Raw genomic sequence first — 26,081 nt, 5'->3', positions numbered from 1 at the left:
GGTTGGCCTCAGCCCGCCAGGACCTCTTTCCAGCGGGCGATCTGCGCGCGTACCTGGGCAGGTGCGGTGCCGCCATAAGACATGCGCGAGTTTACCGAATTCTCAACGCCAAGCACAGTGAAGATGTCCTCGGTGATGCCTTCGTGAACGCCCTGCATGTCCGCGAGCGAAAGATCCGGCAGGTCGCAGCCGCGGCTTTCGGCCATGGCAACCAGGGTGCCGGTCACGTGGTGGGCATCGCGGAACGGCACCTTCAGCACCCGCACCAGCCAGTCGGCCAGGTCGGTGGCGGTGGAGAAGCCGGAGCCCGCGGCAGCCGCCAGGCTCTCGCGGTTCCCGGTCATGTCCTTGACCATCCCTTCCATCGCCGCCAGCGCCAGCATCCAGTTGTCGGCGGCGTCAAACACCTGTTCCTTGTCTTCCTGCATGTCCTTGGAATAGGCCAGCGGCAGCCCCTTCATCACCATCATCAGCGCGGTGTTGGCGCCAAAGATCCGGCCCACCTTGGCGCGGATCAGCTCAGCCGCGTCCGGGTTCTTCTTCTGCGGCATGATCGAGGAGCCGGTGGAGAAGCGGTCGGAAAGCGTCACGAAGCGGAACTGGGCGGAGGACCAGATCACCAGCTCCTCGGCAAAGCGCGAAAGGTGCACAGCGCTGATCGAGGCGGTGCTGAGGAACTCCAGCGCGAAGTCACGGTCGGAAACCGCATCCAGCGAGTTTGCCGCCGGGCGGTCAAAGCCCAGCGCCGATGCCGTCATCTCCCGGTCGATCGGGAAGGAAGTGCCGGCCAGCGCCGCCGCGCCCAGCGGCGATTCGTTCATCCGCGCGCGGGCGTCGCGCACGCGGCTCAGGTCGCGGCCGAACATCTCGACGTAAGCCATCATGTGGTGGCCCCAGGTCACCGGCTGCGCGGTCTGCAGGTGGGTGAAGCCCGGCATCACCCAATCGGCGCCGGCCTCGGCCTGCGACAGAAGCGCGCGGATCAGCGCCAGCAGGCCCGTTTCAGCCGCGTCCAGCTGGTCCCGCACCCAGAGTTTGAAGTCGGTCGCCACCTGGTCATTGCGGCTGCGGCCGGTGTGCAGACGGCCTGCGGGCTCGCCGATGATCTCCTTCAAGCGGGCCTCCACATTCATGTGGATGTCTTCCAGTGCGGTGGAAAACTGGAAGGTTCCGCCCTCGATCTCTGACAAAACGGTGAGCAGCCCTTCCCGAATGGCCTCGGCATCATTATCCGTAATGACGCCCGTGGCGGCGAGCATCGCCGCATGGGCCCTGGAGCCGGCAATGTCCTGTGCTGCCATCCGCTTGTCGAACCCGATCGAGGCGTTGATCGCCTCCATGATCGCGTCCGGGCCAGCGGCAAAGCGGCCGCCCCACATCTGGTTCGAGGATTGATCTGTCATGGTGTGGAACCCCGGAGATAAAATGCGTCTGTTTCGTCAGCTTTCCCTTTATATGGCCCTCGCCTTGGGTGCAAATGCCGCGGCTGCGGCGGATCAGGCGCAGCTGGAGGCCCTGCGCGACGGTTCGATGAAGAAACTGGTGGTGCATGCCGAGCCGCGCGATGTGTCCGCCGCCGCGTTTGACCTGGCTGATGGCGCGGGCACCGCGACGCTGGCCGACTATCAGGGCAAGATTGTGCTGCTCAATTTCTGGGCCACCTGGTGCGCTCCCTGCCGCAAGGAAATGCCGCAGCTGGAGGAGCTGCAGCAGGAGTTCGGCGGTGAGGATTTCCAGGTGCTGACCATCGCCACCGGGCGCAACTCGCCCGCGGGCATCCAGAAGTTCTTTGACGAGAACGGCATCGACAGCCTGCCCCGCCACCAGGACCCGAAACAGGCGCTGGCGCGGGAGATGGCGGTGATCGGCCTGCCGATCACGGTGCTGCTGGACCGCGACGGCAAGGAAGTGGCGCGGCTGCTGGGCGACGCCGAGTGGAACTCGGACAGCGCCAAGCAGATCATCGCGGCAATGATAGGCGAGGAGGCCGCCATCACCTCAGCCGGGAATTGAAAAAACCGGACTGATCTGACACACTCTCCCGGTGTTCTGTTAACAAGTATACCGGGAGGGACCCCATGAAATTTCTGCATTTGGCAGCCTGCGCCCTGGCACTCAGCATCGCAGCCGCCGCACCGGCCGGCGCCGGTCCCATCAAGAGCGAAAAGGATTTCCTGGCCAAAATTGCCGGCAAGAAGCTGGTGGCCAGCGATCACTGGGTTCTTGCTACCGCAGATGGCAAATTGCAGGGCGTCTCGCCGAAGGGCGAGAAAATCGTCGGCGCTTGGGCCTGGCACAAGCGCTTCTATTGCCGCAATGTCTATATCGGGAAAAAGCAGCTGCCGCAGAACTGCCTCACGGTCACGACCGATGGAAACACCGTCACCTTCACCCGTGACCAGGGCAAGGGCAGGTCCATTACCTATTCCTTCTGACCCGGCAGCCGCCACCTGACCCGGCGGAGATTCGCACTATTTCACTCTTGAGGGACGTCCAGATAAGGCGCCCGCTTGTAGGGTGGAGAGTGAAATGAAACCTGTTGTGTTACTGATCGGCAAGCTGCCGCATGTGATCGGCAATGTCGCCGAGCAGCTGGATCATCTGCCGATCCAATGGCTTGGCGCGCACGACCATTCCGAGGTGGTGCGCCAGCTGGAGACCGAACCGCGCATCGAATGCGTGATCATGGGGGCCGGGCTGGACGACCAGATCCGCGGCGATCTGATCGGCATCATCGCGTCGCTGCGTCCGGACGTCTGCATCCACCTCAAGGACCGCGCATCGGGGCCCGAAGGTCTGGTGCCCTTTGTCGAGCGCGTGGTGCAGATGGAGGTGCTGAACCATCCCCAGAGCACGGTGCCCGCGGTCTGAGCCCAAGCGGCCAGCCGGCGGCGGTCCGCCCCTCCGCTGTGCAAGGAGGGCGGGTCCGCTTGACCCCACGCCACCTTTGACAGCCGCCTGCCCGCCCGCCAGTCTGCCGGGCGGGAGGAGAACATGCCGCTTGAATTGCTGCTGGTCCTGGTCGCGGGCGGGATAACCGCCATTGCCGCGATCCTGCATCTGACCGGGCGCTCTGCCCGGGCCGTTCTGACGGCGGACAGCGCCCGCGCCGCTTGGCTGCGGCATTGTCCCGGCGACACCGTACTGCAAGTGCGGCCTACCGCCACCGGCCAGGCCGCGCTGATTGCCGCGCACAGCGGTGCGGGCCTGGTCTGGGCCTTTGGCGCCGATACCGCGGCGCGGCACCTGAATGGCGCTAAAATTTCCGAGCGTCCCGGCGGGTTGCATTTCGGTTTCAAGGACTTCAGCGCGCCTAGCGTGTCCGTTGCCCTGTCCGGGGCCGAGCACGCCCGATGGCAGGCGCTGATCGCCGCCGTCGGGGAGGCAGCATGAGCGGAGACCTTTCCTATCCCGATGCCACCCAGCTGGCGGTGCCCTTCTTCATCGCTGCCATCCTGGCGGAGTTCCTGTGGATCGCCCTGAAAAAGCGCGGCGGCAGGTACGAGACCCGCGACGCCGTCACCTCGCTGATCATGGGCGCGGGCAGCGTTGCCGAGGGGCTGCTCCTGGGGTTCATCGCCTGGGGCTTCCTGATGATGCTGTGGCAGATCACGCCGCTGGACATGGGCACTTCGCTCTGGGCGGTTGCGGCGTGCTTTGTGCTGGATGACCTGCGCTATTACTGGGTGCACCGCTTGGGCCACCGGGTGCGCTGGGTCTGGGCCTCGCACGTGAATCACCACTCCAGCCAGCACTACAACCTGACCACCGCGCTGCGGCAGACCTGGACCGGCACCTTCACCTTCATGATGGTGGTGAAGGCGCCGATGGTGCTCTTGGGGTTCCACCCGGCGCTGGTGCTGTTCTGCGGCGGGCTGAACCTGATCTACCAGTTCTGGATCCATACCGAGGCGATCACCCGCCTGCCGCGCTGGTTCGAGGCGGTGATGAACACCCCCAGCCACCACCGCGCCCACCACGGCCGCAACGCGCGCTACCTGGATTGCAACTATGCCGGGGTGTTCATCATCTGGGACAAGCTGTTCGGCACCTTCGTGCCGGAACAGGACCACGACCGGCCCGATTTCGGCCTGGTGCACAACATCGCCACCTTCAATCCGCTGCGGGTGGCCTTTCATGAATGGGCGGGCATTTTCAAGGACATGACCCAGCCCGGGCTGACCTGGAAACAGCGGCTGCTCTATGCCTTTGCACCGCCCGGCTACAGCCACGACGGCAGCCGCGAGACCTCTGCCGGGATCAAGGCCGGGCACCTGGCCCGCCATCCCGAAGACGCCGGCACCCCGGGCTTTGGCGGCTGAAGCCCGCCGGGGCGTCAGGCGGATCGGTCAAATTTGAACTTTAATCCCGCCTCAACCCTTTTGCGCGACGCTGCCCGGAGCATCATATTGTGTCACATCAATGCCGGAACAGGGCCCCAGCAGCACATGAACAAACGAAACGCCATGGCAGATCTGCCCGAAGGCTCCGAAAACCCGCTGAGCGCGGCGGTGGCCGGCCGCGACCGGACCACGCTGGAGATGGTTGCCGAAGCGGTCCGGCACGATCAGACCGTATTGGCCTATCAGCCCGTCATGCAGGCCATGGCACCGCATGGCGTTGCCTTTTACGAGGGCTATATCCGGGTGCTGGACCCGACCGGCAGGGTGATTCCCGCGCGGGAGTTCATGCATGTGGTCGAGGACAAGGAAATCGGCCGCGAGCTGGACTGCCTGGCGCTGCAGCATGGCTTGCGGACGCTGTCGAAATTCCCGCAGATCCGCCTCTCCATCAACATGTCGGCCCGCTCCATCGGCTACCAGCGCTGGATGCAGGTGCTGCAGCGGTTTCTGAAAAGCGATGCCACGCTGGGCGAACGGCTGGTCCTGGAAATCACCGAGGCATCGGTGATGGCCGCACCGGAGCTTGTGCTGGATTTCATGGGCCGGATGCAGCAGCACGGGATTGCCTTTGCACTCGACAATTTCGGCGCCGGCACAACGGCAATCGGCCATTTCCGCCAGTTCTTCTTTGACGCGGTCAAGATCGACGGCCAGTTCGTGCGCGGTATTCACGCCAGCCATGACAACCAGTCGGTTGTGCGGGCCCTGATCGGCATTGCCAAGCAGTTCGACATGTTCATCGTCGCCGAGTCGGTGGAAAGCCAGGAAGATGCGGCCTTCCTGGTGGAAAACGGGGTGGATTGCCTGCAGGGCTACCTCTATGGCGCCCCGTCGGTGTCGCCGCCCTGGATCGAAGACCTGAAACAGCGCCAGCAAGCCGGATAAGAACAGGAACCCGCTCAGGTCCTGCCCCGCAGAAGCCCGGTCCGCAACCTTCCGCGCAGGGCACCGGCACTGCTGCCACGGCCAGACGCACGGTACCCGCCCGCTTGTCCGGCCTCTACAGCCTTGTCTTTCCAGCAGCTTTTAATGCCACCCCTTGCCGCATCCCGGCGCCCGGGTCCGCTGCTTTGCAGCATCCCCTCCCCCTGCTGACGGAAATCCTATGGCGGAGGACGTTTCTGGCGGTTGACTCTTCCGCTCCGCCTGAGACACCCTGTCAATTGCTGCACGTGCAGCAATAGATTATGCCGATACCCGGAGGATACGGGAAAGATTGTTGCGCAAAAGCAGCTCGAATGTTTGCGCGGCGCTCTTCCGGAAGACCAAAATGAAGGCAGAGGACCCAAATCAATGACCAATGTTGTAATCGCATCGGCCGCGCGCACCGCCGTCGGCTCCTTTGGCGGCGCGTTCGCCAATACCCCTGCCCATGATCTGGGCGCCGCGGTGCTGGAAGCCGTGGTGGAGCGGGCCGGTGTGGACAAATCCGAAGTCTCGGAAACCATCCTGGGCCAGGTGCTGACCGCTGCCCAAGGCCAGAACCCGGCCCGTCAGGCGCATATCAACGCGGGCCTGCCCAAGGAAAGCGCCGCCTGGGGCATCAACCAGGTTTGCGGCTCCGGCCTGCGTGCCGTGGCCCTGGGTGCGCAGCACATCCAGCTGGGCGATGCCTCCATCGTGGCCGCCGGCGGCCAGGAGAACATGACCCTGTCCCCCCACGCCGCGCATCTGCGCGCCGGCCACAAGATGGGCGACATGAAATACATCGACACGATGATCCGCGACGGCCTGTGGGATGCCTTCAACGGCTACCACATGGGCCAGACCGCCGAGAACGTGGCCGAGCAGTGGCAGATCTCCCGCGACATGCAGGACGAGTTTGCCGTCGCCTCGCAGAACAAGGCCGAAGCCGCCCAGAAGGCGGGCAAGTTCGCCGATGAGATCGCGGCCTTCACCGTCAAGCACCGCAAGGGCGAGACCGTGGTGGACCAGGACGAATACATCCGTCACGGCGCCACCATCGAAGCGATGCAGAAGCTGCGCCCGGCCTTCACCAAGGACGGCTCGGTCACTGCGGCCAACGCCTCCGGCCTGAATGACGGCGCCGCCGCCACCCTGCTGATGAGCGCCGATGAAGCCGAGCGCCGCGGCATCGAGCCGCTGGCCCGCATCGCCTCCTACGCCACCGCGGGCCTGGACCCGTCGATCATGGGCGTCGGTCCGGTCTATGCCTCCCGCAAGGCGCTGGAGAAGGCCGGCTGGTCGGTCAATGACCTGGATCTGGTCGAAGCCAACGAAGCCTTTGCCGCCCAGGCCTGCGCGGTGAACAAGGACATGGGCTGGGATCCGGCGATCGTGAACGTGAACGGCGGCGCCATCGCCATCGGCCACCCGATCGGCGCTTCGGGCTGCCGGGTTCTGAACACCCTGCTGTTCGAAATGAAGCGCCGCGGCGCCAAGAAAGGCCTGGCCACGCTGTGCATCGGCGGCGGCATGGGCGTTGCCATGTGCGTGGAGCGCCCGTAAGTGGCGCAAAACCGCTGATATCGCAGGGCGCCCTTTCGGGGCGCCCTTTTTCTTTTACAATTCAGCGGTATTACGCGGGTGCGACAATTTTTTGCGGCGATGCAGAAATTTCATGACGCAATATTGTTGCGCCCACACGACCAAAACTGTAGCAAGATTACCAAAGCAAAAACTCATCTGGAGGATTCTTGAATGGCACGTACTGCACTCGTCACCGGCGGCTCCCGCGGCATCGGCGCAGCAATTTCCCAGGCGCTGAAGGCGCAGGGCTGCAACGTTGCGGCGACCTATGCCGGCAATGACGAAGCCGCGGCGAAATTCACCGACGAAACCGGCATCAAGACCTATAAGTGGAATGTTGGCAGCTACGAGGAAAGCGCTGCGGGCATCGCCAAGGTCGAAGAGGAGATGGGCCCGATCGACATCGTGGTGGCCAACGCCGGCATCACCCGCGACGCGCCCTTCCACAAGATGACGCCGCAGCAGTGGCAGGAAGTGATCGACACCAACCTGACCGGCGTGTTCAACACCGTGCACCCGATCTGGCCCGGCATGCGCGAGCGCAAGTTCGGCCGCGTCATCGTGATCTCCTCGATCAACGGCCAGAAGGGCCAGTTCGCGCAGGTGAACTATGCCGCGACCAAGGCCGGCGATCTGGGCATCATCAAGTCGCTGGCCCAGGAAGGCGCCCGCGCCGGCATCACCGCCAACGCGGTCTGCCCCGGCTATATCGCCACCGAGATGGTGATGGCGGTGCCGGAGAAGGTGCGTGAGTCGATCATCGGCCAGATCCCGGCCGGCCGCCTGGGCGAGCCGGAAGAGATCGCGCGCTGCGTGGCCTTCCTGGCGTCGGACGACGCGGGCTTCATCAACGGCTCGACCATCTCCGCCAACGGCGCGCAGTTCTTCGTCTAAGCTGATTCCTCAGCCTGAACGGCAAGGGCCGGTCCATCTGGACCGGCCCTTTTCCTATCCCGTAAGTGCCTTTTTCTGAAATCAGAGCGCGCTCAGGCCCAGCGGGAAACCTTGGGGCGGAGGGCTGGCAGCGGCTTCTTGCCGAACAGCCAGGTCCAGGCCAGTTTCAGCGCCTGGCCGCGTTCGGCGTGGGCACGGGCCATGGCAGACTTCACGGCGGCGTCAGCAGAATATTCCAGCATTTCAGGCCTCCTTTCGGATCAGTATCCTTTACCTTCATCCAATATGAAGACGTTCCGTCAATCGCACAAACGAGACTTTGCAGAGCTTCAGTTAAGCTGTACTTATGTGACCATGACTGACCGCCTGCCGCCCCTCACCGCTTTGCGCGCCTTTGATGCCGCTGCCCGCCACATGTCCTTTGCCAAGGCGGCGGAAGAGCTGAACGTCACCCCTGCCGCGCTGTCCTTTCAGATCAAGTCGCTGGAGGAGCACTTGGGCCAGCCGCTGTTCCGCCGCCTGAACCGCGCGGTGGAGCTGACCGAGGCAGGCAAGACACTGGCCCCGGGAACTGCCGAAGGGTTCGAGGCGCTGACCGCCGCCTGGCGTGCCGTGCGGCGGCTGCAGGACAACACCACGCTGACGGTGACCGCAGGGCCCGGGCTGACGGCAAAATGGCTGGCGCCGCGGCTGTATGAATTTGCCCGCGCCCACCCCGAAATCGACCTGCGGTTCTCCGCCACCCTGCGGATCCTGGATTTTGTCCGCGATGACGTCGATGTGGCGATCCGGTTCGGCTATGGCGTGGACGAAGGGCTTTATGTGCTGCCGGTGGCGCCGGAATGGGTGACTCCGGTGATGTCGCCAGAGCTGGCCGAGCGTTACACCACCCCGGAAAGCCTGATGGAGGCGCCGCTGATCTTTGACGAATCCATCGGCTTTCTGGACCCGCCCTGCGACTGGCCGGCCTGGTTCCGCACCCAGGGGATCAACTTCACCCCCACCCACGGCTCGCATTTTTCGCAAGCCGACCACGCGATTGACGCCGCGGTTGCAGGCGCCGGCGTGGCACTGGGGCGGCGCGGCATGGCGATCACCGATCTGCACGCAGGCCGGCTGGTGGCGCCGTTCAAGACCGCGATCGAGACCAAGGCGCATTTCCGGTTTCTATGTGCGCCCGGCACCGAAAACCGGCCGCAGATCGCGGCGTTCCGCGACTGGTTTGTTGCCGAGATCGAAAAAACCGCCTACGTCTCGGAGGCTTTCGAGATCATTCCAGTTGAGGACATTCCGCCGCCATGACCAAGACCCGCGCGACCGCCATCGGCTTTATCGCTGTTCTGTTGTGGTCGCTGCTGGCGCTGCTGACGGTGGGCTCCGAGCCAACTCCGCCGCTGTTGCTGAATGCGCTGTGTTTCACCATCGGCGGCACGCTGGGGATGATCTGGACCGCCGCCGCGGGCAAGCTGAAGCAGCTGCGCCATGTGCCCATCAGGGTCTACATCTTCGGCACCCTGGGGCTGTTCGGCTATCACGCGCTCTATTTCTCCGCTCTGCGGCTGGCGCCTGCGGCCGAAGCCGGGCTGATCGCCTATCTGTGGCCGCTGCTGATCGTGCTGTTTTCCGGCCTGCTGCCCGGCGAGAAGCTGAAGGCGGGGCATCTGATCGGGGCTGGCTTGGGCTTTGCCGGGGCGGCCACCATCATTTCCGGCGGCGGCGGCGGGTTTGAGGCGCAGTACCTGCCGGGCTATGGGCTGGCGCTGCTGTGCGCGCTGACCTGGTCCGGCTATTCGGTGCTGTCGCGGCTGCTGGGCGGCGCGCCGACCAGTTCGGTTGCGGTGTTCTGCCTGGCCACCGCCGTGGCTTCCTGGGGGCTGCATTTTGCGCTGGAGGAAACGGTCTGGCCCGCGGGCACGCTGGGCTGGGTCTCGACCCTGCTGCTGGGCCTCGGCCCTGTCGGGCTGGCGTTTTACGTCTGGGACATCGGCGTCAAGCAGGGGGACATCCAGATGCTGGGAACCAGCTCCTATGCGGCGCCTTTGCTGTCCACCCTGATCCTGGTGCTGGCGGGCATCGCCGCGGCCTCTTGGGGGCTGGCGCTGGCGGCGGCTCTGATCACCGGCGGGGCGCTGATTGCGGCGCGGGCAAGCGCGGCAAAGTAACCCGCCAAATGAAAAGAGGGCCGCCACGCCGGGCAGGCCCTCCAACTCGTCTTGCCGGGCTGCGTCCCGGCGGGAACTCTTCAGACTGCCTCGGCAGTCAGGCGCTCAATCTCTTCCTTCAGCTTGAGCTTTTGCTTTTTCATTGCTGCGATTTCCAGATCGTCGGTACTGGGGTGTCGTTGGGCCTGTTCCACTTCCATGCTCAGATGCTCGTGCTTCTTCTTAAGTTCGGTCAGATGCGAGCTGAGGCTCATGGCAACCCTCCTTCTTTGAGCTAGATGTGTTTGACAGAAAGAGTGGACCACAAGTTTTGGCGTCTGTCACGCTGCAGCCGCAGTATTTTTGTCATGAAATTTTCATATCGGCTATGCGCCGCGCATTTTGCCGCAGGCGGTGGCGCATTCCAGCAGAAACCCGCAGATTTGGATTCGCCAAAGGTTGAAACCTTCGCGTGGCGCCCCTAACTTTGCGCCGCCGGAGAAATTGGCTCAGGCGGGCCAGGGCAAGGCTGCACCGTCGCGCAGAACGGCACTGATTTCCGGCCGGTAGCTTTCCCCGTCGCGTTCGTGCCGTGCGCCTTCATGCAGAATCAGCGGGGCGTGAAGCCGGAAATCCGCCCGCCCGCCCTTGCGTGCGCGCAGGATCACCAGCTCCGCCGCGCGGCCGGTGCGCGGGGCCAGCGGCAGCACCTCCAGCGAGCCCAGGACTCCACTGCAAGCCGCCAGCATATCCGGCAGCCGGTCCGCCCGCTGGATCATGTGCAGGTAGCCCTTGGGTGCCAGCCGCCGGGCTGCCGCGGTGATCCACTCCGCCAGCGGAGTCTGCTCTCCGAGCGCCACCTTCCGCCCGGCATCGCGCGCCTGGCTGTGGGCGCCGGCTTTGTAATAGGGCGGGTTGGCGATCACATGCTGGAACTGCCGCTGCTTCAGCGCCTCCGGCAAGGCCGCAAGGTCGGCCTCATACACTTCAATTTCCTGCCCGTTGGCGGCAGCGTTGCGCCGCGCGAGCTCAGCATAAGGGGCCTGCAGCTCCACCCCTGCGAGGGCAAGCCCCGGCACCCGCGCCGCCAGGCACAGCAGCGCCTGACCGGCGCCGCAGCCCAGCTCCAGCACCGCCTCCCCTGCCCGCGCGGGCACCGCTGCCGCCAGCAGCACCGGATCGACTCCGGCGCGGTAGCCCCTCAGCGGCTGCCACAGCTGCACCCTGCCGCCGAGGAATGCGTTGCGGCTCAGCGCGTCCTCCGTGAAGGTTTTCATCGGCCCAGCGGGATTTCATTGTCGCGCATCACCACCAGCGCGTCGTCGTAGTCATCGGCGCGAACCATCAGACGGCGCGGGAAAATTCCGATGCTGCCTTCCAGGACGCTCATATTTACGTCCATTTGAAAGCAGTCTATATCCTCTCCCTCAAGGAGGGCGGAGGCAAAGGCGATGATCGTCGGATCGGTGCTGCGCAGAAGCTCTTTCATGGAATTGGATCTAAGGGCAAGGCCCGCGCCTTGTCGAGCCTTGCGAGCGGGAAAGTGATGGACCAAGTGATGACCCGGAAGCCGCACGAAATGCTGGCCGCCACGCTGAGCCAGGAACTGGAGGCGGTGAATGCGCTGATCCGCACCCGGATGGCCTCCGAACATGCGCCGCGCATTCCCGAGGTGACCGCGCATCTGGTCGAGGCCGGCGGCAAGCGGCTGCGGCCGATGCTGACGCTGGCGGCGGCGCGGCTGTGCGGCTATCAGGGCGACCATCACCTGAAACTGGCCGCGACGGTCGAGTTCATCCACACCGCCACCCTGCTGCATGACGATGTGGTGGACGAAAGCGCCCAGCGGCGCGGCCGCCCCACCGCGAACCTCTTGTGGGACAACAAGAGCTCGGTGCTGGTCGGCGACTACCTGTTTGCCCGCAGTTTCCAGCTGATGGTGGAGACGGAGAGCTTGCGGGTGCTGGACATTCTGGCGAATGCCTCTGCCACCATTGCCGAGGGCGAGGTGCTGCAGATGACCGCAGCATCCAACCTGAAGACCGATGAGAACATCTATCTGCAGGTGGTGCGCGGCAAGACCGCGGCGCTGTTCTCGGCCGCGACCGAGGTGGGCGGGGTGATTGCCGGCGCAGCCGAAGAGCAGGTGAAGGCGCTGTTCGATTATGGCGACGCGCTGGGGATTGCCTTCCAGATCGCCGATGACCTGCTGGATTACCAGGGCGACAGCAAGGCCACCGGTAAGAACGTCGGCGACGACTTCCGCGAGCGCAAGCTGACCCTGCCGGTGATCAAGGCGGTGGCGCAGGCGACGGATGAGGAGCGCGCCTTCTGGACCCGGACCATCGAGAAGGGCAAGCAGCAGGACGGCGACCTGGAGCAGGCGCTGGCGCTGATGGCCAAATACGGCACGCTGGAGGCCACCCGCGAGGATGCCCTTGGCTGGGCGGCCAAGGCGCGGGCGGCGCTGGAGGTGCTGCCCGATCACGAGATCCGCACCATGCTGAGCGATCTGGCCGATTACGTGGTGTCGCGGCTGAACTGATACCGGGCCAGGGGGCTCTGCCCCCTCGGCCTGACGGCCTCACCCCCGGGGTATTTTCAACCAGAAAGAAGCCCAAAGGCGCCGGGCAAGCATCTTTGATGCGCTGCTCCGCGGGCGAGAGCGCTTGCCTTCGGCGCGGGCTGTTCAGGTCAAGGCGATCGCGCTGCACCACCATTCGGGATGCTCCGCCCCGATCTCATAGGCCGCCATATGGGCGGCCTTTTTCGTGGGATAGAGCGCAAAGCAGGTGGCGCCGGAGCCCGACATCCGGGCCAGCAGCGCCTGGCGGGAGCTGCGCAGGTCGGACAGGGTCCGGTCGATCACCGGGGCGAGACTGCGCGCCGGGTCTTCCAGGTCGTTGCGCTGTTCGCCGAGCCAGGCGGCGCAGTCCTCAGCGGAAACGAAAGACGGGATGCTTTCTGGCATCGGCGGATTGTCACGCGAGGCAAGCGCGGAAAACACCGGGCCGGTGGGCACGTGAACACCCGGATTGACCAGCAGCGCGTGCAGCTCCGGCAGCTCAACCGGAGTGACCTGCTCGCCGATGCCCTGCATCCGTGACGCCCGGGCCGCCATGCAGACCGGCACGTCCGCGCCAAGCGACAGGGGCAGCCCTTCGGGGATGCTGCCCCCCTGCCCGGCAACCGCGCGCAGGACAGCGGCGGCATCCGAGGATCCGCCGCCGATACCGGCACCATGCGGCAGCTGCTTGCTGAGGCTGATCCGCCCGGACCAGCCCGCCCCCTCGGCGGCCTTCCAGACCAGGTTCCTCTGATCAGCAGGCACCCCCTCGGCAAAGGGGCCGGAGACTTCCAGAGCCAGCTCCGGGCTGGGGTCAAGCCGCAGCCGGTCGCCGGTATCCGCAAAGACCACCAGAGAATCCAGCAGGTGATAGCCGTCCTCGCGGCGGCCGATCACATGCAGGGTCAGGTTGATCTTGGCGGGCGCAAAGGCCTCAACCGCCATTGGCAACTTCCAGCGGCTTCGCGCCCTCTTCGGCCAGCACCGCGTCCAGGCCGATGTCCAGCTTGCGGCGGATGCGCTCGGGGTCGGCCTCGCCGTCAGTGTCTTCCGGGTCGATGAAGGACAGCGCCCGCTTCCATTGGAACTCCGCCTCGCGCGCCCGGCCCACGGCCCAGTAGACATCGCCCAGGTGGTCATTGACCACCGGATCCACCGGCATCAGCTCCACCGCGCGCTCCATATGCGCCACCGCCTCGTCGAAGCGGCCCAGGCGGTAGAGCACCCAGCCCAGGGAATCGACGATATAGCCGGAGTCGGGCCGGGCCGCGACGGCGCGCTCGATCATGTCCAGCGCCTCATCCAGCTTGCTGCGCTTCTCAACCAGCGAATAGCCCAGGTAGTTCAGCACCTGCGGCCGGTCCGGCTCCAGCGCCAGGGAGGCGCGGAAGTCCGCTTCGGCCTGCTCCCACTGGTCCAGCCGCTCGTGGCAGATGCCGCGGGCATAGAGCAGGAACCAGCGGCTGCCGGAATCCTCCGGTGAGTTGGCCAGCGCCTTGTCATAGGCCCGTGCCGCCGCCGCGTAATCCTCCTGCTGGCGCAAGAGGTCGCCCAGGCTGACGTAGACGCCAGGCTGGTCCGGGAATTGCCGCGCCAGCTGTTCCAGCACCTCGATCGCCGCATCCGGCTTGGCCGCGCGGCGCAGCGCCTCGGCGCGGCCCAGTTCGGCGGCGTGGTAGTCAGGATGGCTGCGCGGCACCTGCTTGTAGGTCGCCACCGACAGCTCATAACGGCCCAGCTGGTCCAGCAGGCTGGCGCTCAGCAGGATCGCATCCACATGGTCGGGGCGCAGCGAGGCAGCCATGCGGGCATACATCAGCACGTAATCATTGGCGGTATCGCCATTCAGCGCCGCGCCCAGGGTGTAGAAGACCTCGGCAATCCCCTCGCGCGGGCCGGGCGCGATGGTATAGGCAAGGGTCTTGCCCTCCTGCAGCTGCGCATCCAGCGCTTCCAGCCCGGGGTCGAGGTTGCTGCCGAAGGCTGCCTGCAGCGTCTCGCGGGCCTCCTCGTTGCGGCCCAGCTGCGACAGGATCTGCACCCGTGCCACCGCGGCGCGGCGGCTGAGGCTGGCCAGGCGGCCGTCCTCGGCAGCGAACAGCGCCTCGGCACCGCCGTAATCCCCGGCGGAGGCCAGCGCCAGCGCCCGGTGATAGAGCACGAAAGGCCGCAGGCTGCCGTCCTTGGCCATCCGGTCAAAGCTCTTGAGCGCGCTGGACACCGATCCGGTGCCGATATGCGCCCAGCCTTCCAGCAGCCCGTCCACCAGGGGGTGGATCGCCTCGCGCTCAAGGTCGCGGTCCAGGATCGCCTGGAAATCGCCCTGTGCCGCATGACCGCCCGCAATCACCACATTGGCGACCTGGCTGCGCGCACCGGTCTGCAGCAGGCGCTGCGCCACCGGCACGGCCAGCTCTGCCTTGCCCATGGCGAGCTGCGCAAACACCACGTTCTCCATCAGGAGCGGGTTCTGCGGGTCGCGCGCCAGCGCCTGGGTGTAATAGAGCGCCGCCGCGGCAAAATCGCTGTCATAGGTCGCGGCACGTCCGGCCAGATAGGACCCGGCCAGCCCCTCCGCCTGGACAGCTGATACAGAAGCGGCCACCAGGGCCGCACTTGTCAGGGTGCGAAGAATGGGTACGGGCACGCGGGACCCCCTTACGATTTACTGCTCTTGCTCTTGTAAGAAAGCGTAGTGCGCTGCCCGTCAACACGCAATGGGGCGGCCCAAGGGCCGCCCCATAAAATCCGGCGAAACCGTGCCGAAAATTTAAACTTCCCGTTACATGTTCGGGTAGTTCGGCCCGTCGCCGCCCTGCGGCGTGGTCCAGGTGATGTTCTGGGACGGGTCCTTGATGTCGCAGGTCTTGCAGTGGACGCAGTTCTGGAAGTTCACCACGAACTCCGGCTTGCCGTCCTTTTCGACCACCTCGTAGACGCCGGCCGGGCAGTAGCGCTGCGCCGGTTCCGCGTATTTCGGCAGGTTGACCGCAATCGGCGTGTCGGCATTGCCCAGGCGCAGGTGGCAGGGCTGGCTTTCCTCGTGGTTGGTCATCGAGAAGCTGACGTTGGTCAGGCGGTCGAAGGACAGCACGCCATCGGGCTTGGGATAATCGATCACCTTGTGCTTGGAGGCTTCCTCGGTCGACTGGGCGTCGTTCTTGCCGTGGCCCAGGGTGCCGAAGAAGGAGAAGCCAAAGAGGTTGTTGGTCCACATGTCCAGGCCGCCCAGCGCCAGCGAGGCGGTGAGGCCCCACTTGGACCACATCGGCTTGACGTTGCGGACCATCTTGAGGTCCTTGCCGATGGCGCCTTCGCGCACGTCGGCTTCATAGGCGGCCAGTTCGTCGCCGGAACGCTCTGCCTTGATCGCGTCATAGGCGGCTTCGGCTGCGGCCTTGCCCGACAGCATCGCGTTGTGGTTGCCCTTGATGCGCGGCACGTTGACCATGCCCGCGGAGCAGCCCAGCAGCGCCACGCCGGGCGCCACCAGTTTCGGCATCGACTGCCAGCCGCCTTCGGTGATGGCACGGGCGCCATAGGCCACGCGCTTGCCGCCCTTCAGCAGCTCGGCCACCACCGGGTGGTGCTTGAAGCGCTGGAATTCCATGTAGGGGAACAGGTGCGGGTTCTTGTAGTTCAGGTGCACCACGAAGCCCACGTAGACCTGGTTGTTGTCCAAGTGGTAGATGAACGAACCGCCGCCCGCGTTGGAGCCCAGCGGCCAGCCCATGGTGTGGGTGACGGTGCCTTCCTTGTGCTTGGCCGGGTCGATCTCCCAGATCTCTTTCATGCCGACGCCGTATTTCTGCGGCTCTTTGCCGTCGGAGAGACCGTATTTGGCGATCACTTCCTTGGACAGCGAGCCGCGCACGCCTTCGCCCAGGAAGACATATTTGCCGTGCAGCTCCATGCCGGGCTCATAGGCCGGGCCGGGGGTGCCGTCGGGGTTCTTGCCGAATTCGCCGGCAACCACGCCCTTCACTTCGCCCTTGTCGCCATAGACCAGTTCCGAGCATGCCATGCCCGGGAAGATCTCGACGCCCATTTCCTCGGCCTGCTCCGCCATCCAGCGGCAGACGTTGCCCATGGAGACGATGTAGTTGCCGTGGTTGTTCATCAGCGGCGGCATCGGGAAGTTGGGGATCCGGACATGGCCGGCTTCGCCCAGCATCAGGAAGTTGTCTTCCTTGACTTCCACGTTCAGCGGCGCGCCCTTTTCCTTCCAGTCGGGGATCAGCGCGTTCAGGCCGCAGGGGTCCAGCACCGCGCCCGACAGGATGTGCGCGCCCACTTCGGAGCCCTTTTCCAGGACCACGACCTGCAGGTCGGCATCCAGCTGTTTCAGGCGGATGGCCGCGGACAGGCCGGCGGGGCCGGCCCCGACGATCACCACGTCGTATTCCATCGCTTCGCGTTCAATCTCGGCCATCTGCGGCGCTCCTTGGCTTTCTGTTCGCTACCGGCCCCACCGGGCGCAATTTTGTGTCGCGGCTGCTTAGCGTTTGCCAGCCCTGCTGGTCAATCCAAACTCTGCGTCAGGCCCCTGTAAAACAGGCAACTGAGACAAAAAGTGCGTCCATTTTCGTCACTCAAGCACCATTTTCCGCCTCGGGCCGGTCTCCCATCAGGTATCGGGGTCCCTGCCCCTTCTGTGCCGCCCGGTCCTCGGGGTTGTAAAGTTTGCAATTCGGAAGCGACAGGCAGCCGCAGCCTATGCAGCCGTCCAGATTGTCGCGCAGCCTCACCAGGGTTTCGATTCGCTGATCCAGATGGCTGCGGAAGTTCTCCGAGATCCGCGCCCAGTCCTCTTTCGTGGGGGTCCGGCTGCCCGGCAGGCTTTTGAGGAAGCCGCGGATTTCCGGCAGGGAAAAACCGAACTGCTGCGCGATCATCACAAAGCTGAGCCGCCGGATGTCGGCCCGGTGAAACCGCCGCTGGCCGCCTGCATTGCGCCAGGGCTCCACCAGGCCCTGCGCCTCGTAATAGCGGATGGCGGACACCGCGAGGCCGGTGCGTTCGGCCAGGTAACCGATGGAAATTCCGGCGGATGCGGGCATGGCACTCTCCTGCAAAAACCTCTTGAGCTAAAGTTAGGTTTAGGAATTACGGTGAGTCGCATCAACAGGTTTGCTCAGGCAAGAAGGAGATTTCCGATGAGCGCAGTACTGGAACATGCAAATGTCACCGTCGCCGACCCCCATGCCACCGCCGCCTGGATGCAGAAGGTGTTCGGCTGGCATGTGCGCTGGGAGGGCGAGGCCAAGAATGGCGGCTACAGCGTGCATGTGGGCGAGGAGAACAGCTATCTCGCGCTCTACACTCCGCGCACGCCCGCAGGCCAGGCGCCGGAAAGCTATGGCATCGTCGGCGGGCTGAACCACCTGGCAGTGATCGTTGACGATCTGGACGCCACCGAGGCCGCGGTGAAGGCCGCCGGGTTCACACCGATGAACCACGGCGACTATGAGCCGGGCCGCCGCTTCTACTTCCACGATTCAGACGGCATCGAATACGAGGCGGTGCAATATGATTGATCTCCTCTGGCAAGCGGGTCTGCCCCGGATGCCCGCGCACGGCATTTTCTTGCGCATTCCTGTGGAAAAGCCGGCCAAAGCACGCGGTTAGGCGGATTTGCACGCCAGCAGCCCCCGCGCCCACTTGAAATCGGGCGCAGGATTGGGTCAGGTAAATGTCAACCGAACCGGACGCCCCGCAGCCCCTGCTGCGGGGCTGCGGTTTTCGTAGTGACAAGAACAAAGCAAAAGAGCGACCTGGACCAATCACATGGAAAAGATCCCGATGACCCCGGCGGGCTTCGCCGCGCTGGAAAGCGAACTGAAAAACCTGAAATCCGTCGAACGCCCGGCCATCATCCAGGCGATCGCCGAAGCGCGCGAGCTGGGCGACCTGTCGGAAAACGCCGAGTACCACTCTGCCCGCGAAAAGCAGTCCTTCATCGAGGGCCGCATCAAGGAGCTGGAAGGCATCCTGTCGCTGGCCGACGTGATCAACCCGGCCAAGCTGAACGGCGCCATCAAGTTCGGCGCCAAGGTGACCGTGGTGGACGAGGACACCGACGAGGAGAAGACCTGGCAGATCGTCGGCGAGCATGAAGCCAACATCGAAGCCGGCCTTCTGAACATCAAATCCCCCATCGCGCGGGCCCTGATCGGCAAGGACGAGGGCGACAGCGTGGAAGTGCGCACCCCCGGCGGCGAGCGCGCCTATGAAATCCTCAAGATCGTCTATTCCTGACCGGTGAGGGCCGAGTGGTCATGACAGGCTCCAGCAGCAGCCCGGGCACCAGCCCGAAACCCTCAGGCGGACGCCCGCTTCGGAGCCTTGACGCTCCGGCGGGCAACGGGCTGGGCGGTGCCGAGCTTCTGGCCATTGGCCTGGGCGCGCTGTGGCTGCTGGCGGCGGCGGGGCTCTATCTGTTTGCCCCGGAGGATGCCGGGCTGTCGCAGTGGACCGATTTGATCACCGGCATCCTGGCGCTGGTGCTGCCGCTGGCAATGCTCTGGGTCGCCGCCTCTGCCGCGCGCTCGGCCCGGGTGATGCGCGAGGAAAGCGAACAGCTGCAGGCCGCCATCGACGGGCTGCGCCAGACCTATCTGACCCAGGCCCAGCAGCATGCCGCGGTGGCCGAGCCGTCGATGGCAAAGCGTCTGGAGGAGATCGCCGAGGCGACCCGCAAGACCGAAACCGCACTGGCCACCTTCCACACCAGCCGCCGTGCCAACCCGGTGCGCCCGGCAATCCCGGCCGAGGCCGCCGAGATGACCGCCGCCGGGCAGGGCTCGCTGGCGCTCGGCACCCAGGCCGCGGACACCGCGCCGCCGCTGGCTGCGGAACAGTTCATCCGGGCGCTGAACTTCCCGGAAACCGCCGAGGATCAGGAAGGCTTTGCCGCCCTGCGCGCGGCGCTGCGCGACCGCAAGGCGGCGCAGGTGATCCAGGCCGCGCAGGATGTGCTGACGCTCCTGAGCCAGGACGGCATCTACATGGACGACCTGCGCCCCGACATGGCCCGGCCCGAGGTCTGGCGCCAGTTCGGCCAGGGCGCCCGCGGCCGCGCGGTCGCTGCGCTTGGCGGCGTGCGCGACCGCACCTCGCTGGCGCTCACTGCGGCGCGGATGAAGCAGGACCCGATCTTCCGCGATGCGGCGCACCACTTCCTGCGCCGCTTCGACCAGATGTTTGCGGACTTCGAGGCCGAGGCCACCGACGGCGAAATCTCCGCGCTCGGCAACACCCGCACTGCACGCGCCTTCATGCTGCTGGGCCGGGTGGCCGGGACGTTTGATTGATGATGTGAAGCGCCTTTCAGGCGCTGCCTGCGGCGCGAGTGTTTTTGGAAAGATGAAATGGCCGGGCGGCGCGCCGCGCGCCAGCGCGGCGCCCGGCCCAACGGCGGGCAAGCATCTTGGATGCGCCGGGCCGCCGGCGGGAGCGCTCCGCTTACATCGCAAAACTGCCGTAGGGGATGAAACGCACCGGGTCGCCGGGTTTGATCTCTGCGGCGCCGTCGCCGAGCTCCACCAGCCCTTCGGCCCAGCTGAGGCCGCTGATGCGGCCGGAGCCTTCGGATTTGAACACTTCCACCCGGCCATCCCGCACCCGCGCCCGCAGGTATTCGCGGCGGCCCGGTTTCTTGCGCTTTTCAAACGCGGCAGGGACTTCAAACGCCTGCGGCTCCTGCCAGCCCGTGCCCGCCATCAGCCCCATCGCAGGGCGGGCAAAGATCAGCGTGCAGACCAGCGCCGCCACCGGGTTGCCCGGCAGCCCGAAGACCGGCGTGCCCTGCCACATGCCCAGCGCCAGCGGGCGCCCGGGTTTGAGCGCGATGCGCCATTCCTGCATTGCACCAGCTTCGCGCAACAGGGCAGACATATGGTCTTCATCACCGGCAGAGGCGCCGCCCGAGGTCAGGATCACATCTGTTTCCACAGCCGCCCTGTCCAGCCTGGCGCGCAGAGCCTCGCGATCATCCGCTGCCTTGCCCAGGTCTACAGGCACAAACCCAAGCTGCCGGATCAGTGCCAGCAGCATCGGACGGTTGGCATCGAAGATTTGCCCCTTGCCTGCCGGTTCCCCCGCCTCTACCAGCTCATCTCCGGTGGAGAGCACCCCTACCCGCAGTGGCAGCCTTACGGTGAGTTCTGCCAGCCCGGTCGCGGAAGCGAGTGCCAGATCGGCAGCTGTCACCACCCGGCCCGCGGGCAGGATAACTTCACCCGCAGCGACATCCTCCCCCGCCTCGCGGGTGTTCGCCCCCTGTTTCAGCGGGCCGTTGAAGGCGATCTGGGCGCCGTCGGTGTTGACGTCTTCCTCCAGGATCACCGTGTCGACGCCATCGGGCAGCGCAGCGCCGGTCAGAACGCGGATGGCGCTGCCTTCGGGCACGGTTCCGCCATAAGGCACTCCGGCGGCGGCGCGGCCCTGCACCAGCGGCAGCACATGCGGCCCCTCGGCCCTGCCGCCTGCGAACCCATAGCCATCCACCGCCGTATTCGGCAGCGGCGGGTTGGAGCGTTTGGCAATGGCATCCTCTGCCAGCACCCGGCCGAGCGCGTCTGCCAGCGGCACGGTTTCGGCACCGGTGACCGGCCCCAGCCTGTCCCTGAGCAGCGCCAGCGCGTCATCGACCGGGGTCCAGTCCACGCCCGCAGGAAGGGCAAAGCAGTCGTTGCTGAGCGGCGGCGGTGTCAGGGTCATTGCGGTTTCACTCCCAGGATCCAGCCCTCTTCGGGCGCGTGGACGTTCAAAAGCCGCTCCAGTTCTGCCACGGGGCGGCGGCAAAGTTCCAGTGCGACCTGTTGCACCTGCCAGGCATCCTTGATGATCCCTGCGGGCGGCGGACCGACGGTCAGGGAGGGCCAGATCTCAACGAGCGCGACAGGTTTATCGAGCGGCTCAAACGGCCAGGCCGCGGCCTGCCCGGCGAAGCGGCGGCGCAGACGGGCCAGCACCGGCAGCCCCATCATCACCTGGCTGCCGACGGCGCCTGCCCCGGCCATCTGCCAGCAGGTGAAACTGCCCTTGGCCAGATGCTCCACCGCACGGCGGTCCGGGAAGGGGTTTTCGTAAGAAATCTTGCGGCGCGGCAGCCCGCTGATATCGCGCTTCAGCGCATTTGCCCAGAAAGGCCCCTGCCCGCCGAACCTGCGGTTGATTTCCCCGGCAATATCAAAGCGGTTGTTGGATTTCGGGCTGTCCTCGATCCGGTCTTCGAACCAATCCCAAAGGTTCAGCGGCTCATCTGAGCCGGTCAGCGCCCGCGCGAAACCGGCGGGATAACCGAATGGAAAATCGAAACCCAGAAACAGGCGGCGGCCGGCGGTCAACTCGGCTTCCACGAGACTGTCCAGCCAGTCTTCGGCAAGCTGCCGGTTGCGCAGGTAAACCGGTTCCTGCGCGGTCCGTTCCCGCACCACGCAGGCCCAGATGGCATCCTTGCAAGGCTTTGGCCCGCGGTCGTTGCCGCCGGACCAGTCCACCATTGCAAAGGTTTGCCAGAGGCTCACATCCCCAAGTCCTTTTGGATGAAATCCGCAATAGCCGCGGTGTCATCCAGATCGAATACCGGGCGGTCCAGATGCAGCGGCACGTCGCTGGCCACGGCACGGATGGTGGCATTTTCCGGCGCGATCAGCGGCTGGCCCGCGGCGGTTCTGTAAGCTTCGATCTTGGGGTGGGCCTCGCGCTTGAAGCCTTCGACCAGCACCAGATCGACGGGGCGCAGGCGGGAGAGCAGTTCGGTGAAGGATGGCTCCCCCGCCCCGCGCAGCTCCTGCATGATGGCAACCCGGTTGGGCGAGGCCAGCACCACCTCAGACGCGCCGGCCGCGCGGTGGCGGTAGCTGTCGGTGCCGGGCTGGTCCACATCGGTGCTGTGATGGGCATGTTTCAGGGTCGAGACTGTCAGCCCGCGCGCACAGAACTCCGCCACCAGCCGCTCCATCAGCCCAGTCTTGCCGTTGTTCTTCCAGCCGGTGACGCCGTAGATCTTCATGTCAGCAGCGCCTCTGCCTTGGCCAGATCCTCTGGCGTGTTGATGTTGAAGAAGGGGTCGAAGGGGTCTGCCTCGAACAGCGCCTCGCGGCCGCCGTGCTGGTCGGTCCAGAGGACCACCTTGCGCAAGCCGTCATTCAACGCCGTCCGCAGGTCATCGCGCAGGGCGACGGGCCAAAGGCCGAAAGCCGGGTGCCGGTTCACTTTGCTCCGCCCGCCGGATTTCAACGCCTCGTCGCCTGTGCGCGGGGTGGTGGCAAGCACCAGCGGCTGCGCCATGCCTTCGGCTGCTGCGGTCAACCGGGCCACAAGGTCCCGCGGAAAGAACGGCGTGTCGGCGGCGGCAGTGACTATGGTGTCAGCTCCCTGCTCTGCCGCCCAGTCGAGCCCGGCCAGCACACCTGCCAGCGGGCCGGCAAAGCCCTCGATCGAGTCGGCAATCACCGGCAGGCCGAGGTCGCTGAACCGCTCCGGGTCGCCATTGGCGTTGAGCGCCAGTCCGGAGACCTGAGGCGACAGCCTCTCAATCACGCGGGACAGCAGGCTCTGGCCGCCGACCTGCAGCCGCCCCTTGTCGCCGCCGCCCATCCGGGTAGCGAGGCCGCCTGCAAGGATTACGCCCAAAGGCTTCTGTTCTGTCATGCCTTCTCCTCCTGCGTCGGAAAACACGTGTTTTCCGGGCCGGATTTCACGTGAAATCCGGTTACCCCTCCGCACTCTTCCGCCTGTGCTTCTTTTCCTCAACCGGCGCGTCCTTGGGGTCCATGTCGCGTACCAGCCGCTCCTCGCCCGACAGGCAGATGAACCGCTGGCCGCGCATCCGGCCGATTAGGGTGAGGCCAACCTCGCGGGCGATCTCAACGCCCCAGGCGGTGAAGCCTGAACGCGACGCCAGCACCGGGATGCCCATCATCGCGGTCTTGATCACCATCTCCGAGGTCAGCCGCCCGGTGGTATAGAGGATCTTGTCCGCGGCTTCTGCCTGCTCCGACAGCATCCAGCCGGCGATCTTGTCCACCGCGTTATGGCGGCCAACGTCTTCCATATAGACCAGCGGGCGGTCCTGCTGGCACAGCACGGTGCCGTGGATGGCGCCGGCCTCGAGATACAGCGAGGGCGTGCGGTTGATCTTGTGCGCCAGCGCATAAAGCCAGGAGGTGCGGACCTTGGCCTGCGGCAGGCGGACATCCTCCAGCCCCTCCATCATGTCGCCGAAGACGGTGCCGACCGCGCAGCCGGAGGTGCGGGTCTTCTTCTTCAGCTTTTCCTCGTGGCTGGTTTCCACCGCGGTGCGCACCACCACGGTTTCCAGGTCCTCGTCATAGTCGACGCGGGTCACCTCGTCCTCGTCGCGCAGCATCCGCTGATTGCGCAGGAAGCCGAGCGCCAGGTATTCCGGGTAGTCGCCGATAGTCATCGCGGTGACAATTTCCTGCGAGTTCAGGAAGATGGTCAGCGGGCGCTCCTCGACCACGGCGATCTCGCTGGCCTCACCGTTCTGGTCGACGCCGGTGACGGCGCGCGTGAGCCGCGGGTCGGCAACGCCGGGGGCGATCAGATATTCTGACGTGATATCCATACTCACCAATTGCATTCCTTCTGCGTCCGCCGTAGGGCGGTGTGCACGCAATCTAGGACGCGCAGATGGCAATCACCACCACCAAATCGGCCTTCTGGAAGGGGTTTCGCGACAGCGCCCCCTTCATCTTCATGGCCTCACCCTTCGGCTTCCTGTTCGGGGTGCTGGCGGCGGAGGCCGGGCTGATCGTGCCGGAGGCCTTTGCCTTCTCATTGGCGGTCTTTGCCGGCGCCGCCCAGTTCACCGCATTGCAGCTGATGCAGGAGAATGCGCCGCTGATCATCATCCTGATCTCGGCGCTGGCGGTGAACCTGCGGATGGCGATGTATTCGGCGTCGCTCACCCCCTACCTGGGCGATGCGCCGATGTGGCAGCGGGCGCTGGCCGCCTATTTCGTGGTGGACCAGTCCTATGCGTTGTCGATCGTCAAATTCGAAACCGAACCGGAGATGCCGCTGGCGCAGCGGGTGGCGTATTTCTTTGGCACCAATGGTATCGTGGCACCCGCCTGGGTGATCGCCACGGCGCTTGGCGCGCTTGTGGGCACCCGGATCCCGGACAGCTGGGGCGTCGACTTCGTGCTGCCGCTGGCGTTTCTGGCGATGATCGGGCCGATGCTGCGCACGCCCGCCCATATCGCCGCCTGTTTCGTCGCCGTGGCCACCTCGCTGCCGGCCGCCGCGCTGCCCTATAACCTGGGCCTGATCGTTGCCGGGATTGCCGGCATGGTGGCCGGAGCGCAGGCGGAGCTGTGGCTGGAACGGCAGAAGGCCAAGACGGAGGGCGCGAAGTGAGCAGTATCCCTGCACCGGTCCTGTGGACCGTGATCATCGGGCTGGCGCTTGGCAGCTACGGCTTGCGCTTTGCCTTCATCGGCTTCATGGGCGGCAAGCCGATTGCGCCCTGGCTGATGCGCCACCTGCGTTACACCGCGGTGGCGATTATCCCGGCGCTGGTGGCGCCGCTGGTGGTCTGGCCCGCGCCCACGGACGGTGCGCCCAGCCTGATGCATTTTGCTGCCGCCGCGGCGACCTTTGCCGCGGGCTATCTGACCAGGAACGTGCTTTTCGGCCTGGGCACCGGCGGGCTGTCGCTGCTGCTGCTGTATCTCGCCGCGTAAGCCTCCGCGGCGGGCAGGAGGGTTTATTCCGCCGCGGCGCTCAGCGCGGCGTCGCTCTTGGCAAGGCCCGCCTGCAAGTCGGCGCTGTCATTTTCGTAATAGCGTTCGGTCACCACGCCCGGCAGTTGGCCGAACTGCTCTGCCAGTCGTTCCGGGTAGAAGGTGCGGTCCAGGCTTTCGAACCCCGGGACCTGCCGCAGGATACCGATAGTGGCTTGGGCGCAGTAGGCGCCGGGCACCCGGCCGTTGGTCACCGCCAGCTGATAGGCTTTCTGGGCCTGTTCCGGCGTCACCTCGACCCGCTGCACCACTACATGGAAGGTGCTGCGTGCATGGGCGCCGCGATAGGCTTTCTCGACCGCCGGGGTGATGCCGTAAAGGACGTCGTTTCGTTCCGGCACGACTGACGCGTAAAAGGAGCCCGCAGGGTCAAAGATCACCCGTTCCGAGGCATTGATCATCAGCGACGCGTGGCCGCCCCGCCCGGTGCGGTTGTTGATCATCGTGTAAAGGGTGAGCGTCGCCGGCCCTGGGTGGCGGTAGGCCACCCGGGCCAGGGTTTCGGCATCCGCGTTGGGCTGCTGAGGCGCCGCGCAACCCGCAAGCGCGGCCATCACCGCGCCAAGGCACAGGAGGTTGCGCATCAAGGCAATTCCCGGCCGGAAAATCAGGAAGCGAAGATTGCCAGGAAGATGGCAAAGAGGACCAGCGCGATGCAGAAGCGGGTCACAAAGGTCAGGAAGCTGGAATAGGTCTTTTCCTGAACGGTGGTGTCCATGGTGCCGTGCTGATGTTCAGCCATGTGAGTTTTCCCTCAATTCGCGTGCATTTTTCCGGTGATTACTGGATTTGCGGGCCTCTGTCACCACGT

32 protein-coding genes are annotated in these 26,081 nt (G+C 65.4%); 16 read left to right on the top strand and 16 right to left on the bottom strand.

What is annotated here, in order from left to right; all coding sequences use genetic code 11:
• Positions 1-8: 8 nt before the first annotated feature.
• Complete coding sequence (gene argH, locus ACFMBG_RS03455; RefSeq protein ID WP_421053333.1) at positions 9-1,403, bottom strand: argininosuccinate lyase; 1,395 nt, start codon at positions 1,401-1,403, stop codon at positions 9-11.
• Between the two features lie 22 nt (positions 1,404-1,425).
• Between argH and ACFMBG_RS03450 the strand changes: the two genes are divergently transcribed.
• From ACFMBG_RS03450 to phbB, 8 genes are all read left to right on the top strand, one after another.
• Positions 1,426-2,013: a TlpA disulfide reductase family protein gene (locus ACFMBG_RS03450; RefSeq protein WP_421053332.1), complete on the top strand. Its 588-nt coding sequence runs from the start codon at positions 1,426-1,428 to the stop codon at positions 2,011-2,013.
• Positions 2,014-2,078: 65 nt separating this feature from the next.
• Positions 2,079-2,435 (top strand): hypothetical protein, encoded by a 357-nt coding sequence (locus tag ACFMBG_RS03445; RefSeq protein ID WP_421053331.1) that lies wholly within the window; start codon positions 2,079-2,081, stop codon positions 2,433-2,435.
• Between the two features lie 94 nt (positions 2,436-2,529).
• Positions 2,530-2,871: a hypothetical protein gene (locus ACFMBG_RS03440; protein ID WP_421053330.1), complete on the top strand. Its 342-nt coding sequence runs from the start codon at positions 2,530-2,532 to the stop codon at positions 2,869-2,871.
• 123 nt (positions 2,872-2,994) lie between these two features.
• The gene (locus tag ACFMBG_RS03435; RefSeq protein WP_421053329.1) at positions 2,995-3,393 is read left to right on the top strand and encodes a hypothetical protein; all 399 of its coding nucleotides are present in this window, start codon (positions 2,995-2,997) and stop codon (positions 3,391-3,393) included.
• Positions 3,390-4,322: a sterol desaturase family protein gene (locus tag ACFMBG_RS03430; RefSeq protein ID WP_421053328.1), complete on the top strand. Its 933-nt coding sequence runs from the start codon at positions 3,390-3,392 to the stop codon at positions 4,320-4,322. The genes ACFMBG_RS03435 and ACFMBG_RS03430 overlap by 4 nt, the downstream gene beginning before the upstream one ends.
• 126 nt (positions 4,323-4,448) lie before the next feature.
• Positions 4,449-5,288 carry an EAL domain-containing protein gene (locus tag ACFMBG_RS03425; RefSeq protein WP_421053327.1) on the top strand — a complete coding sequence of 280 codons (840 nt, stop codon included), beginning with the start codon at positions 4,449-4,451 and terminating at the stop codon, positions 5,286-5,288.
• A 408-nt stretch (positions 5,289-5,696) separates the two neighbouring features.
• Positions 5,697-6,872 (top strand): acetyl-CoA C-acetyltransferase, encoded by a 1,176-nt coding sequence (locus tag ACFMBG_RS03420; RefSeq protein ID WP_421053326.1) that lies wholly within the window; start codon positions 5,697-5,699, stop codon positions 6,870-6,872.
• A gap of 192 nt (positions 6,873-7,064) precedes the next feature.
• On the top strand, positions 7,065-7,787 hold the full coding sequence (gene phbB, locus ACFMBG_RS03415; RefSeq protein WP_421053325.1) for an acetoacetyl-CoA reductase: 723 nt from the start codon (positions 7,065-7,067) through the stop codon (positions 7,785-7,787).
• Between the two features lie 92 nt (positions 7,788-7,879).
• Here the strand turns inward: phbB and ACFMBG_RS03410 are convergent, their stop codons facing one another.
• Complete coding sequence (locus ACFMBG_RS03410; protein WP_421053324.1) at positions 7,880-8,029, bottom strand: hypothetical protein; 150 nt, start codon at positions 8,027-8,029, stop codon at positions 7,880-7,882.
• A gap of 112 nt (positions 8,030-8,141) precedes the next feature.
• Between ACFMBG_RS03410 and ACFMBG_RS03405 the strand changes: the two genes are divergently transcribed.
• The gene (locus ACFMBG_RS03405) at positions 8,142-9,089 is read left to right on the top strand and encodes a transcriptional regulator GcvA (RefSeq protein ID WP_421053323.1); all 948 of its coding nucleotides are present in this window, start codon (positions 8,142-8,144) and stop codon (positions 9,087-9,089) included.
• On the top strand, positions 9,086-9,949 hold the full coding sequence (yddG, locus tag ACFMBG_RS03400; protein WP_421053322.1) for an aromatic amino acid exporter YddG: 864 nt from the start codon (positions 9,086-9,088) through the stop codon (positions 9,947-9,949). The genes ACFMBG_RS03405 and yddG overlap by 4 nt, the downstream gene beginning before the upstream one ends.
• Before the next feature lie 80 nt (positions 9,950-10,029).
• Here yddG and ACFMBG_RS03395 read toward each other — a convergent pair whose 3' ends face one another.
• The 3 genes from ACFMBG_RS03395 to ACFMBG_RS03385 form a co-directional block, all read right to left on the bottom strand.
• Positions 10,030-10,203 carry a YdcH family protein gene (locus ACFMBG_RS03395; protein WP_421053321.1) on the bottom strand — a complete coding sequence of 58 codons (174 nt, stop codon included), beginning with the start codon at positions 10,201-10,203 and terminating at the stop codon, positions 10,030-10,032.
• 234 nt (positions 10,204-10,437) lie between these two features.
• Positions 10,438-11,205 carry a tRNA1(Val) (adenine(37)-N6)-methyltransferase gene (locus ACFMBG_RS03390; protein WP_421053320.1) on the bottom strand — a complete coding sequence of 256 codons (768 nt, stop codon included), beginning with the start codon at positions 11,203-11,205 and terminating at the stop codon, positions 10,438-10,440.
• Entirely contained in the window at positions 11,202-11,417 is a 216-nt protein-coding gene (locus ACFMBG_RS03385) for a putative signal transducing protein (protein ID WP_421053319.1), read from the bottom strand. The genes ACFMBG_RS03390 and ACFMBG_RS03385 overlap by 4 nt, the downstream gene beginning before the upstream one ends.
• Positions 11,418-11,474: 57 nt before the next feature.
• Between ACFMBG_RS03385 and ACFMBG_RS03380 the strand changes: the two genes are divergently transcribed.
• Entirely contained in the window at positions 11,475-12,473 is a 999-nt protein-coding gene (locus tag ACFMBG_RS03380) for a polyprenyl synthetase family protein (protein ID WP_421053318.1), read from the top strand.
• A 144-nt stretch (positions 12,474-12,617) separates the two neighbouring features.
• Here the strand turns inward: ACFMBG_RS03380 and ACFMBG_RS03375 are convergent, their stop codons facing one another.
• From ACFMBG_RS03375 to soxR, 4 genes are all read right to left on the bottom strand, one after another.
• On the bottom strand, positions 12,618-13,439 hold the full coding sequence (locus ACFMBG_RS03375) for a 4-(cytidine 5'-diphospho)-2-C-methyl-D-erythritol kinase (RefSeq protein ID WP_421053317.1): 822 nt from the start codon (positions 13,437-13,439) through the stop codon (positions 12,618-12,620).
• Positions 13,429-15,141 (bottom strand): tetratricopeptide repeat protein, encoded by a 1,713-nt coding sequence (locus ACFMBG_RS03370; RefSeq protein WP_421053316.1) that lies wholly within the window; start codon positions 15,139-15,141, stop codon positions 13,429-13,431. Before ACFMBG_RS03370 ends, ACFMBG_RS03375 begins: the two co-directional genes overlap by 11 nt.
• A 135-nt stretch (positions 15,142-15,276) precedes the next feature.
• Complete coding sequence (locus ACFMBG_RS03365; protein WP_421053315.1) at positions 15,277-16,926, bottom strand: electron transfer flavoprotein-ubiquinone oxidoreductase; 1,650 nt, start codon at positions 16,924-16,926, stop codon at positions 15,277-15,279.
• Between the two features lie 160 nt (positions 16,927-17,086).
• Positions 17,087-17,554: a redox-sensitive transcriptional activator SoxR gene (gene soxR, locus ACFMBG_RS03360; protein WP_421053314.1), complete on the bottom strand. Its 468-nt coding sequence runs from the start codon at positions 17,552-17,554 to the stop codon at positions 17,087-17,089.
• Positions 17,555-17,650: 96 nt separating this feature from the next.
• Between soxR and ACFMBG_RS03355 the strand changes: the two genes are divergently transcribed.
• From ACFMBG_RS03355 to ACFMBG_RS03345, 3 genes are all read left to right on the top strand, one after another.
• The gene (locus ACFMBG_RS03355; protein ID WP_421053313.1) at positions 17,651-18,031 is read left to right on the top strand and encodes a VOC family protein; all 381 of its coding nucleotides are present in this window, start codon (positions 17,651-17,653) and stop codon (positions 18,029-18,031) included.
• Positions 18,032-18,281: 250 nt separating this feature from the next.
• Positions 18,282-18,752, top strand: a complete 471-nt coding sequence (greA, locus tag ACFMBG_RS03350; protein WP_421053312.1) for a transcription elongation factor GreA — start codon at positions 18,282-18,284, stop codon at positions 18,750-18,752.
• 20 nt (positions 18,753-18,772) lie between these two features.
• Entirely contained in the window at positions 18,773-19,807 is a 1,035-nt protein-coding gene (locus tag ACFMBG_RS03345) for a hypothetical protein (RefSeq protein ID WP_421053311.1), read from the top strand.
• Between the two features lie 151 nt (positions 19,808-19,958).
• Here the strand turns inward: ACFMBG_RS03345 and ACFMBG_RS03340 are convergent, their stop codons facing one another.
• From ACFMBG_RS03340 to ACFMBG_RS03320, 5 genes are all read right to left on the bottom strand, one after another.
• Entirely contained in the window at positions 19,959-21,215 is a 1,257-nt protein-coding gene (locus tag ACFMBG_RS03340; RefSeq protein ID WP_421053310.1) for a molybdopterin-binding protein, read from the bottom strand.
• On the bottom strand, positions 21,212-22,024 hold the full coding sequence (locus tag ACFMBG_RS03335; protein WP_421053309.1) for a molybdopterin guanine dinucleotide synthesis: 813 nt from the start codon (positions 22,022-22,024) through the stop codon (positions 21,212-21,214). The genes ACFMBG_RS03340 and ACFMBG_RS03335 overlap by 4 nt, the downstream gene beginning before the upstream one ends.
• Complete coding sequence (mobB, locus tag ACFMBG_RS03330; RefSeq protein ID WP_421053308.1) at positions 22,021-22,512, bottom strand: molybdopterin-guanine dinucleotide biosynthesis protein B; 492 nt, start codon at positions 22,510-22,512, stop codon at positions 22,021-22,023. The genes ACFMBG_RS03335 and mobB overlap by 4 nt, the downstream gene beginning before the upstream one ends.
• Positions 22,509-23,153 (bottom strand): molybdenum cofactor guanylyltransferase MobA, encoded by a 645-nt coding sequence (mobA, locus tag ACFMBG_RS03325; RefSeq protein WP_421053307.1) that lies wholly within the window; start codon positions 23,151-23,153, stop codon positions 22,509-22,511. Before mobA ends, mobB begins: the two co-directional genes overlap by 4 nt.
• Positions 23,154-23,214: 61 nt before the next feature.
• Positions 23,215-24,090 (bottom strand): formate dehydrogenase accessory sulfurtransferase FdhD, encoded by an 876-nt coding sequence (locus ACFMBG_RS03320; RefSeq protein WP_421053367.1) that lies wholly within the window; start codon positions 24,088-24,090, stop codon positions 23,215-23,217.
• Positions 24,091-24,155: 65 nt separating this feature from the next.
• Between ACFMBG_RS03320 and ACFMBG_RS03315 the strand changes: the two genes are divergently transcribed.
• Positions 24,156-24,884, top strand: coding sequence for an AzlC family ABC transporter permease (locus ACFMBG_RS03315; protein WP_421053306.1), 729 nt, complete (start codon positions 24,156-24,158; stop codon positions 24,882-24,884).
• On the top strand, positions 24,881-25,210 hold the full coding sequence (locus ACFMBG_RS03310; RefSeq protein WP_421053305.1) for an AzlD domain-containing protein: 330 nt from the start codon (positions 24,881-24,883) through the stop codon (positions 25,208-25,210). Before ACFMBG_RS03315 ends, ACFMBG_RS03310 begins: the two co-directional genes overlap by 4 nt.
• A gap of 23 nt (positions 25,211-25,233) precedes the next feature.
• On the opposite strand, the gene ACFMBG_RS03305 is transcribed toward ACFMBG_RS03310, so the two are convergent.
• Positions 25,234-25,854 carry a hypothetical protein gene (locus tag ACFMBG_RS03305; protein WP_421053304.1) on the bottom strand — a complete coding sequence of 207 codons (621 nt, stop codon included), beginning with the start codon at positions 25,852-25,854 and terminating at the stop codon, positions 25,234-25,236.
• Between the two features lie 23 nt (positions 25,855-25,877).
• Positions 25,878-26,012, bottom strand: a complete 135-nt coding sequence (locus tag ACFMBG_RS03300) for an aa3-type cytochrome c oxidase subunit IV (protein WP_421053303.1) — start codon at positions 26,010-26,012, stop codon at positions 25,878-25,880.
• Positions 26,013-26,081 lie beyond the last annotated feature (69 nt).

Source organism: Leisingera coralii (assembly GCF_049056525.1).
Taxonomy (GTDB): Bacteria; Pseudomonadota; Alphaproteobacteria; order Rhodobacterales; family Rhodobacteraceae; genus Leisingera; species Leisingera coralii.
This window is presented reverse-complemented; position numbering and strand designations above follow the sequence as displayed.

Excerpts from the sequence above, each read along its gene's own strand:
- argH (WP_421053333.1), bottom strand. The coding sequence starts at position 1,403 with ATGACAGATCAATCCTCGAACCAGATGTGGGGCGGCCGCTTTGCCGCT.
- ACFMBG_RS03450 (WP_421053332.1), top strand. The coding sequence starts at position 1,426 with ATGCGTCTGTTTCGTCAGCTTTCCCTTTATATGGCCCTCGCCTTGGGT.
- ACFMBG_RS03445 (WP_421053331.1), top strand. The coding sequence starts at position 2,079 with ATGAAATTTCTGCATTTGGCAGCCTGCGCCCTGGCACTCAGCATCGCA.
- ACFMBG_RS03440 (WP_421053330.1), top strand. The coding sequence starts at position 2,530 with ATGAAACCTGTTGTGTTACTGATCGGCAAGCTGCCGCATGTGATCGGC.
- ACFMBG_RS03435 (WP_421053329.1), top strand. The coding sequence starts at position 2,995 with ATGCCGCTTGAATTGCTGCTGGTCCTGGTCGCGGGCGGGATAACCGCC.
- ACFMBG_RS03430 (WP_421053328.1), top strand. The coding sequence starts at position 3,390 with ATGAGCGGAGACCTTTCCTATCCCGATGCCACCCAGCTGGCGGTGCCC.
- ACFMBG_RS03425 (WP_421053327.1), top strand. The coding sequence starts at position 4,449 with ATGAACAAACGAAACGCCATGGCAGATCTGCCCGAAGGCTCCGAAAAC.
- ACFMBG_RS03420 (WP_421053326.1), top strand. The coding sequence starts at position 5,697 with ATGACCAATGTTGTAATCGCATCGGCCGCGCGCACCGCCGTCGGCTCC.
- phbB (WP_421053325.1), top strand. The coding sequence starts at position 7,065 with ATGGCACGTACTGCACTCGTCACCGGCGGCTCCCGCGGCATCGGCGCA.
- ACFMBG_RS03410 (WP_421053324.1), bottom strand. The coding sequence starts at position 8,029 with ATGCTGGAATATTCTGCTGACGCCGCCGTGAAGTCTGCCATGGCCCGT.
- ACFMBG_RS03405 (WP_421053323.1), top strand. The coding sequence starts at position 8,142 with ATGACTGACCGCCTGCCGCCCCTCACCGCTTTGCGCGCCTTTGATGCC.
- yddG (WP_421053322.1), top strand. The coding sequence starts at position 9,086 with ATGACCAAGACCCGCGCGACCGCCATCGGCTTTATCGCTGTTCTGTTG.
- ACFMBG_RS03395 (WP_421053321.1), bottom strand. The coding sequence starts at position 10,203 with ATGAGCCTCAGCTCGCATCTGACCGAACTTAAGAAGAAGCACGAGCAT.
- ACFMBG_RS03390 (WP_421053320.1), bottom strand. The coding sequence starts at position 11,205 with ATGAAAACCTTCACGGAGGACGCGCTGAGCCGCAACGCATTCCTCGGC.
- ACFMBG_RS03385 (WP_421053319.1), bottom strand. The coding sequence starts at position 11,417 with ATGAAAGAGCTTCTGCGCAGCACCGATCCGACGATCATCGCCTTTGCC.
- ACFMBG_RS03380 (WP_421053318.1), top strand. The coding sequence starts at position 11,475 with ATGGACCAAGTGATGACCCGGAAGCCGCACGAAATGCTGGCCGCCACG.
- ACFMBG_RS03375 (WP_421053317.1), bottom strand. The coding sequence starts at position 13,439 with ATGGCGGTTGAGGCCTTTGCGCCCGCCAAGATCAACCTGACCCTGCAT.
- ACFMBG_RS03365 (WP_421053315.1), bottom strand. The coding sequence starts at position 16,926 with ATGGCCGAGATTGAACGCGAAGCGATGGAATACGACGTGGTGATCGTC.
- soxR (WP_421053314.1), bottom strand. The coding sequence starts at position 17,554 with ATGCCCGCATCCGCCGGAATTTCCATCGGTTACCTGGCCGAACGCACC.
- ACFMBG_RS03355 (WP_421053313.1), top strand. The coding sequence starts at position 17,651 with ATGAGCGCAGTACTGGAACATGCAAATGTCACCGTCGCCGACCCCCAT.
- greA (WP_421053312.1), top strand. The coding sequence starts at position 18,282 with ATGGAAAAGATCCCGATGACCCCGGCGGGCTTCGCCGCGCTGGAAAGC.
- ACFMBG_RS03345 (WP_421053311.1), top strand. The coding sequence starts at position 18,773 with ATGACAGGCTCCAGCAGCAGCCCGGGCACCAGCCCGAAACCCTCAGGC.
- ACFMBG_RS03340 (WP_421053310.1), bottom strand. The coding sequence starts at position 21,215 with ATGACCCTGACACCGCCGCCGCTCAGCAACGACTGCTTTGCCCTTCCT.
- mobB (WP_421053308.1), bottom strand. The coding sequence starts at position 22,512 with ATGAAGATCTACGGCGTCACCGGCTGGAAGAACAACGGCAAGACTGGG.
- mobA (WP_421053307.1), bottom strand. The coding sequence starts at position 23,153 with ATGACAGAACAGAAGCCTTTGGGCGTAATCCTTGCAGGCGGCCTCGCT.
- ACFMBG_RS03320 (WP_421053367.1), bottom strand. The coding sequence starts at position 24,090 with ATGGATATCACGTCAGAATATCTGATCGCCCCCGGCGTTGCCGACCCG.
- ACFMBG_RS03315 (WP_421053306.1), top strand. The coding sequence starts at position 24,156 with ATGGCAATCACCACCACCAAATCGGCCTTCTGGAAGGGGTTTCGCGAC.
- ACFMBG_RS03305 (WP_421053304.1), bottom strand. The coding sequence starts at position 25,854 with ATGCGCAACCTCCTGTGCCTTGGCGCGGTGATGGCCGCGCTTGCGGGT.
- ACFMBG_RS03300 (WP_421053303.1), bottom strand. The coding sequence starts at position 26,012 with ATGGCTGAACATCAGCACGGCACCATGGACACCACCGTTCAGGAAAAG.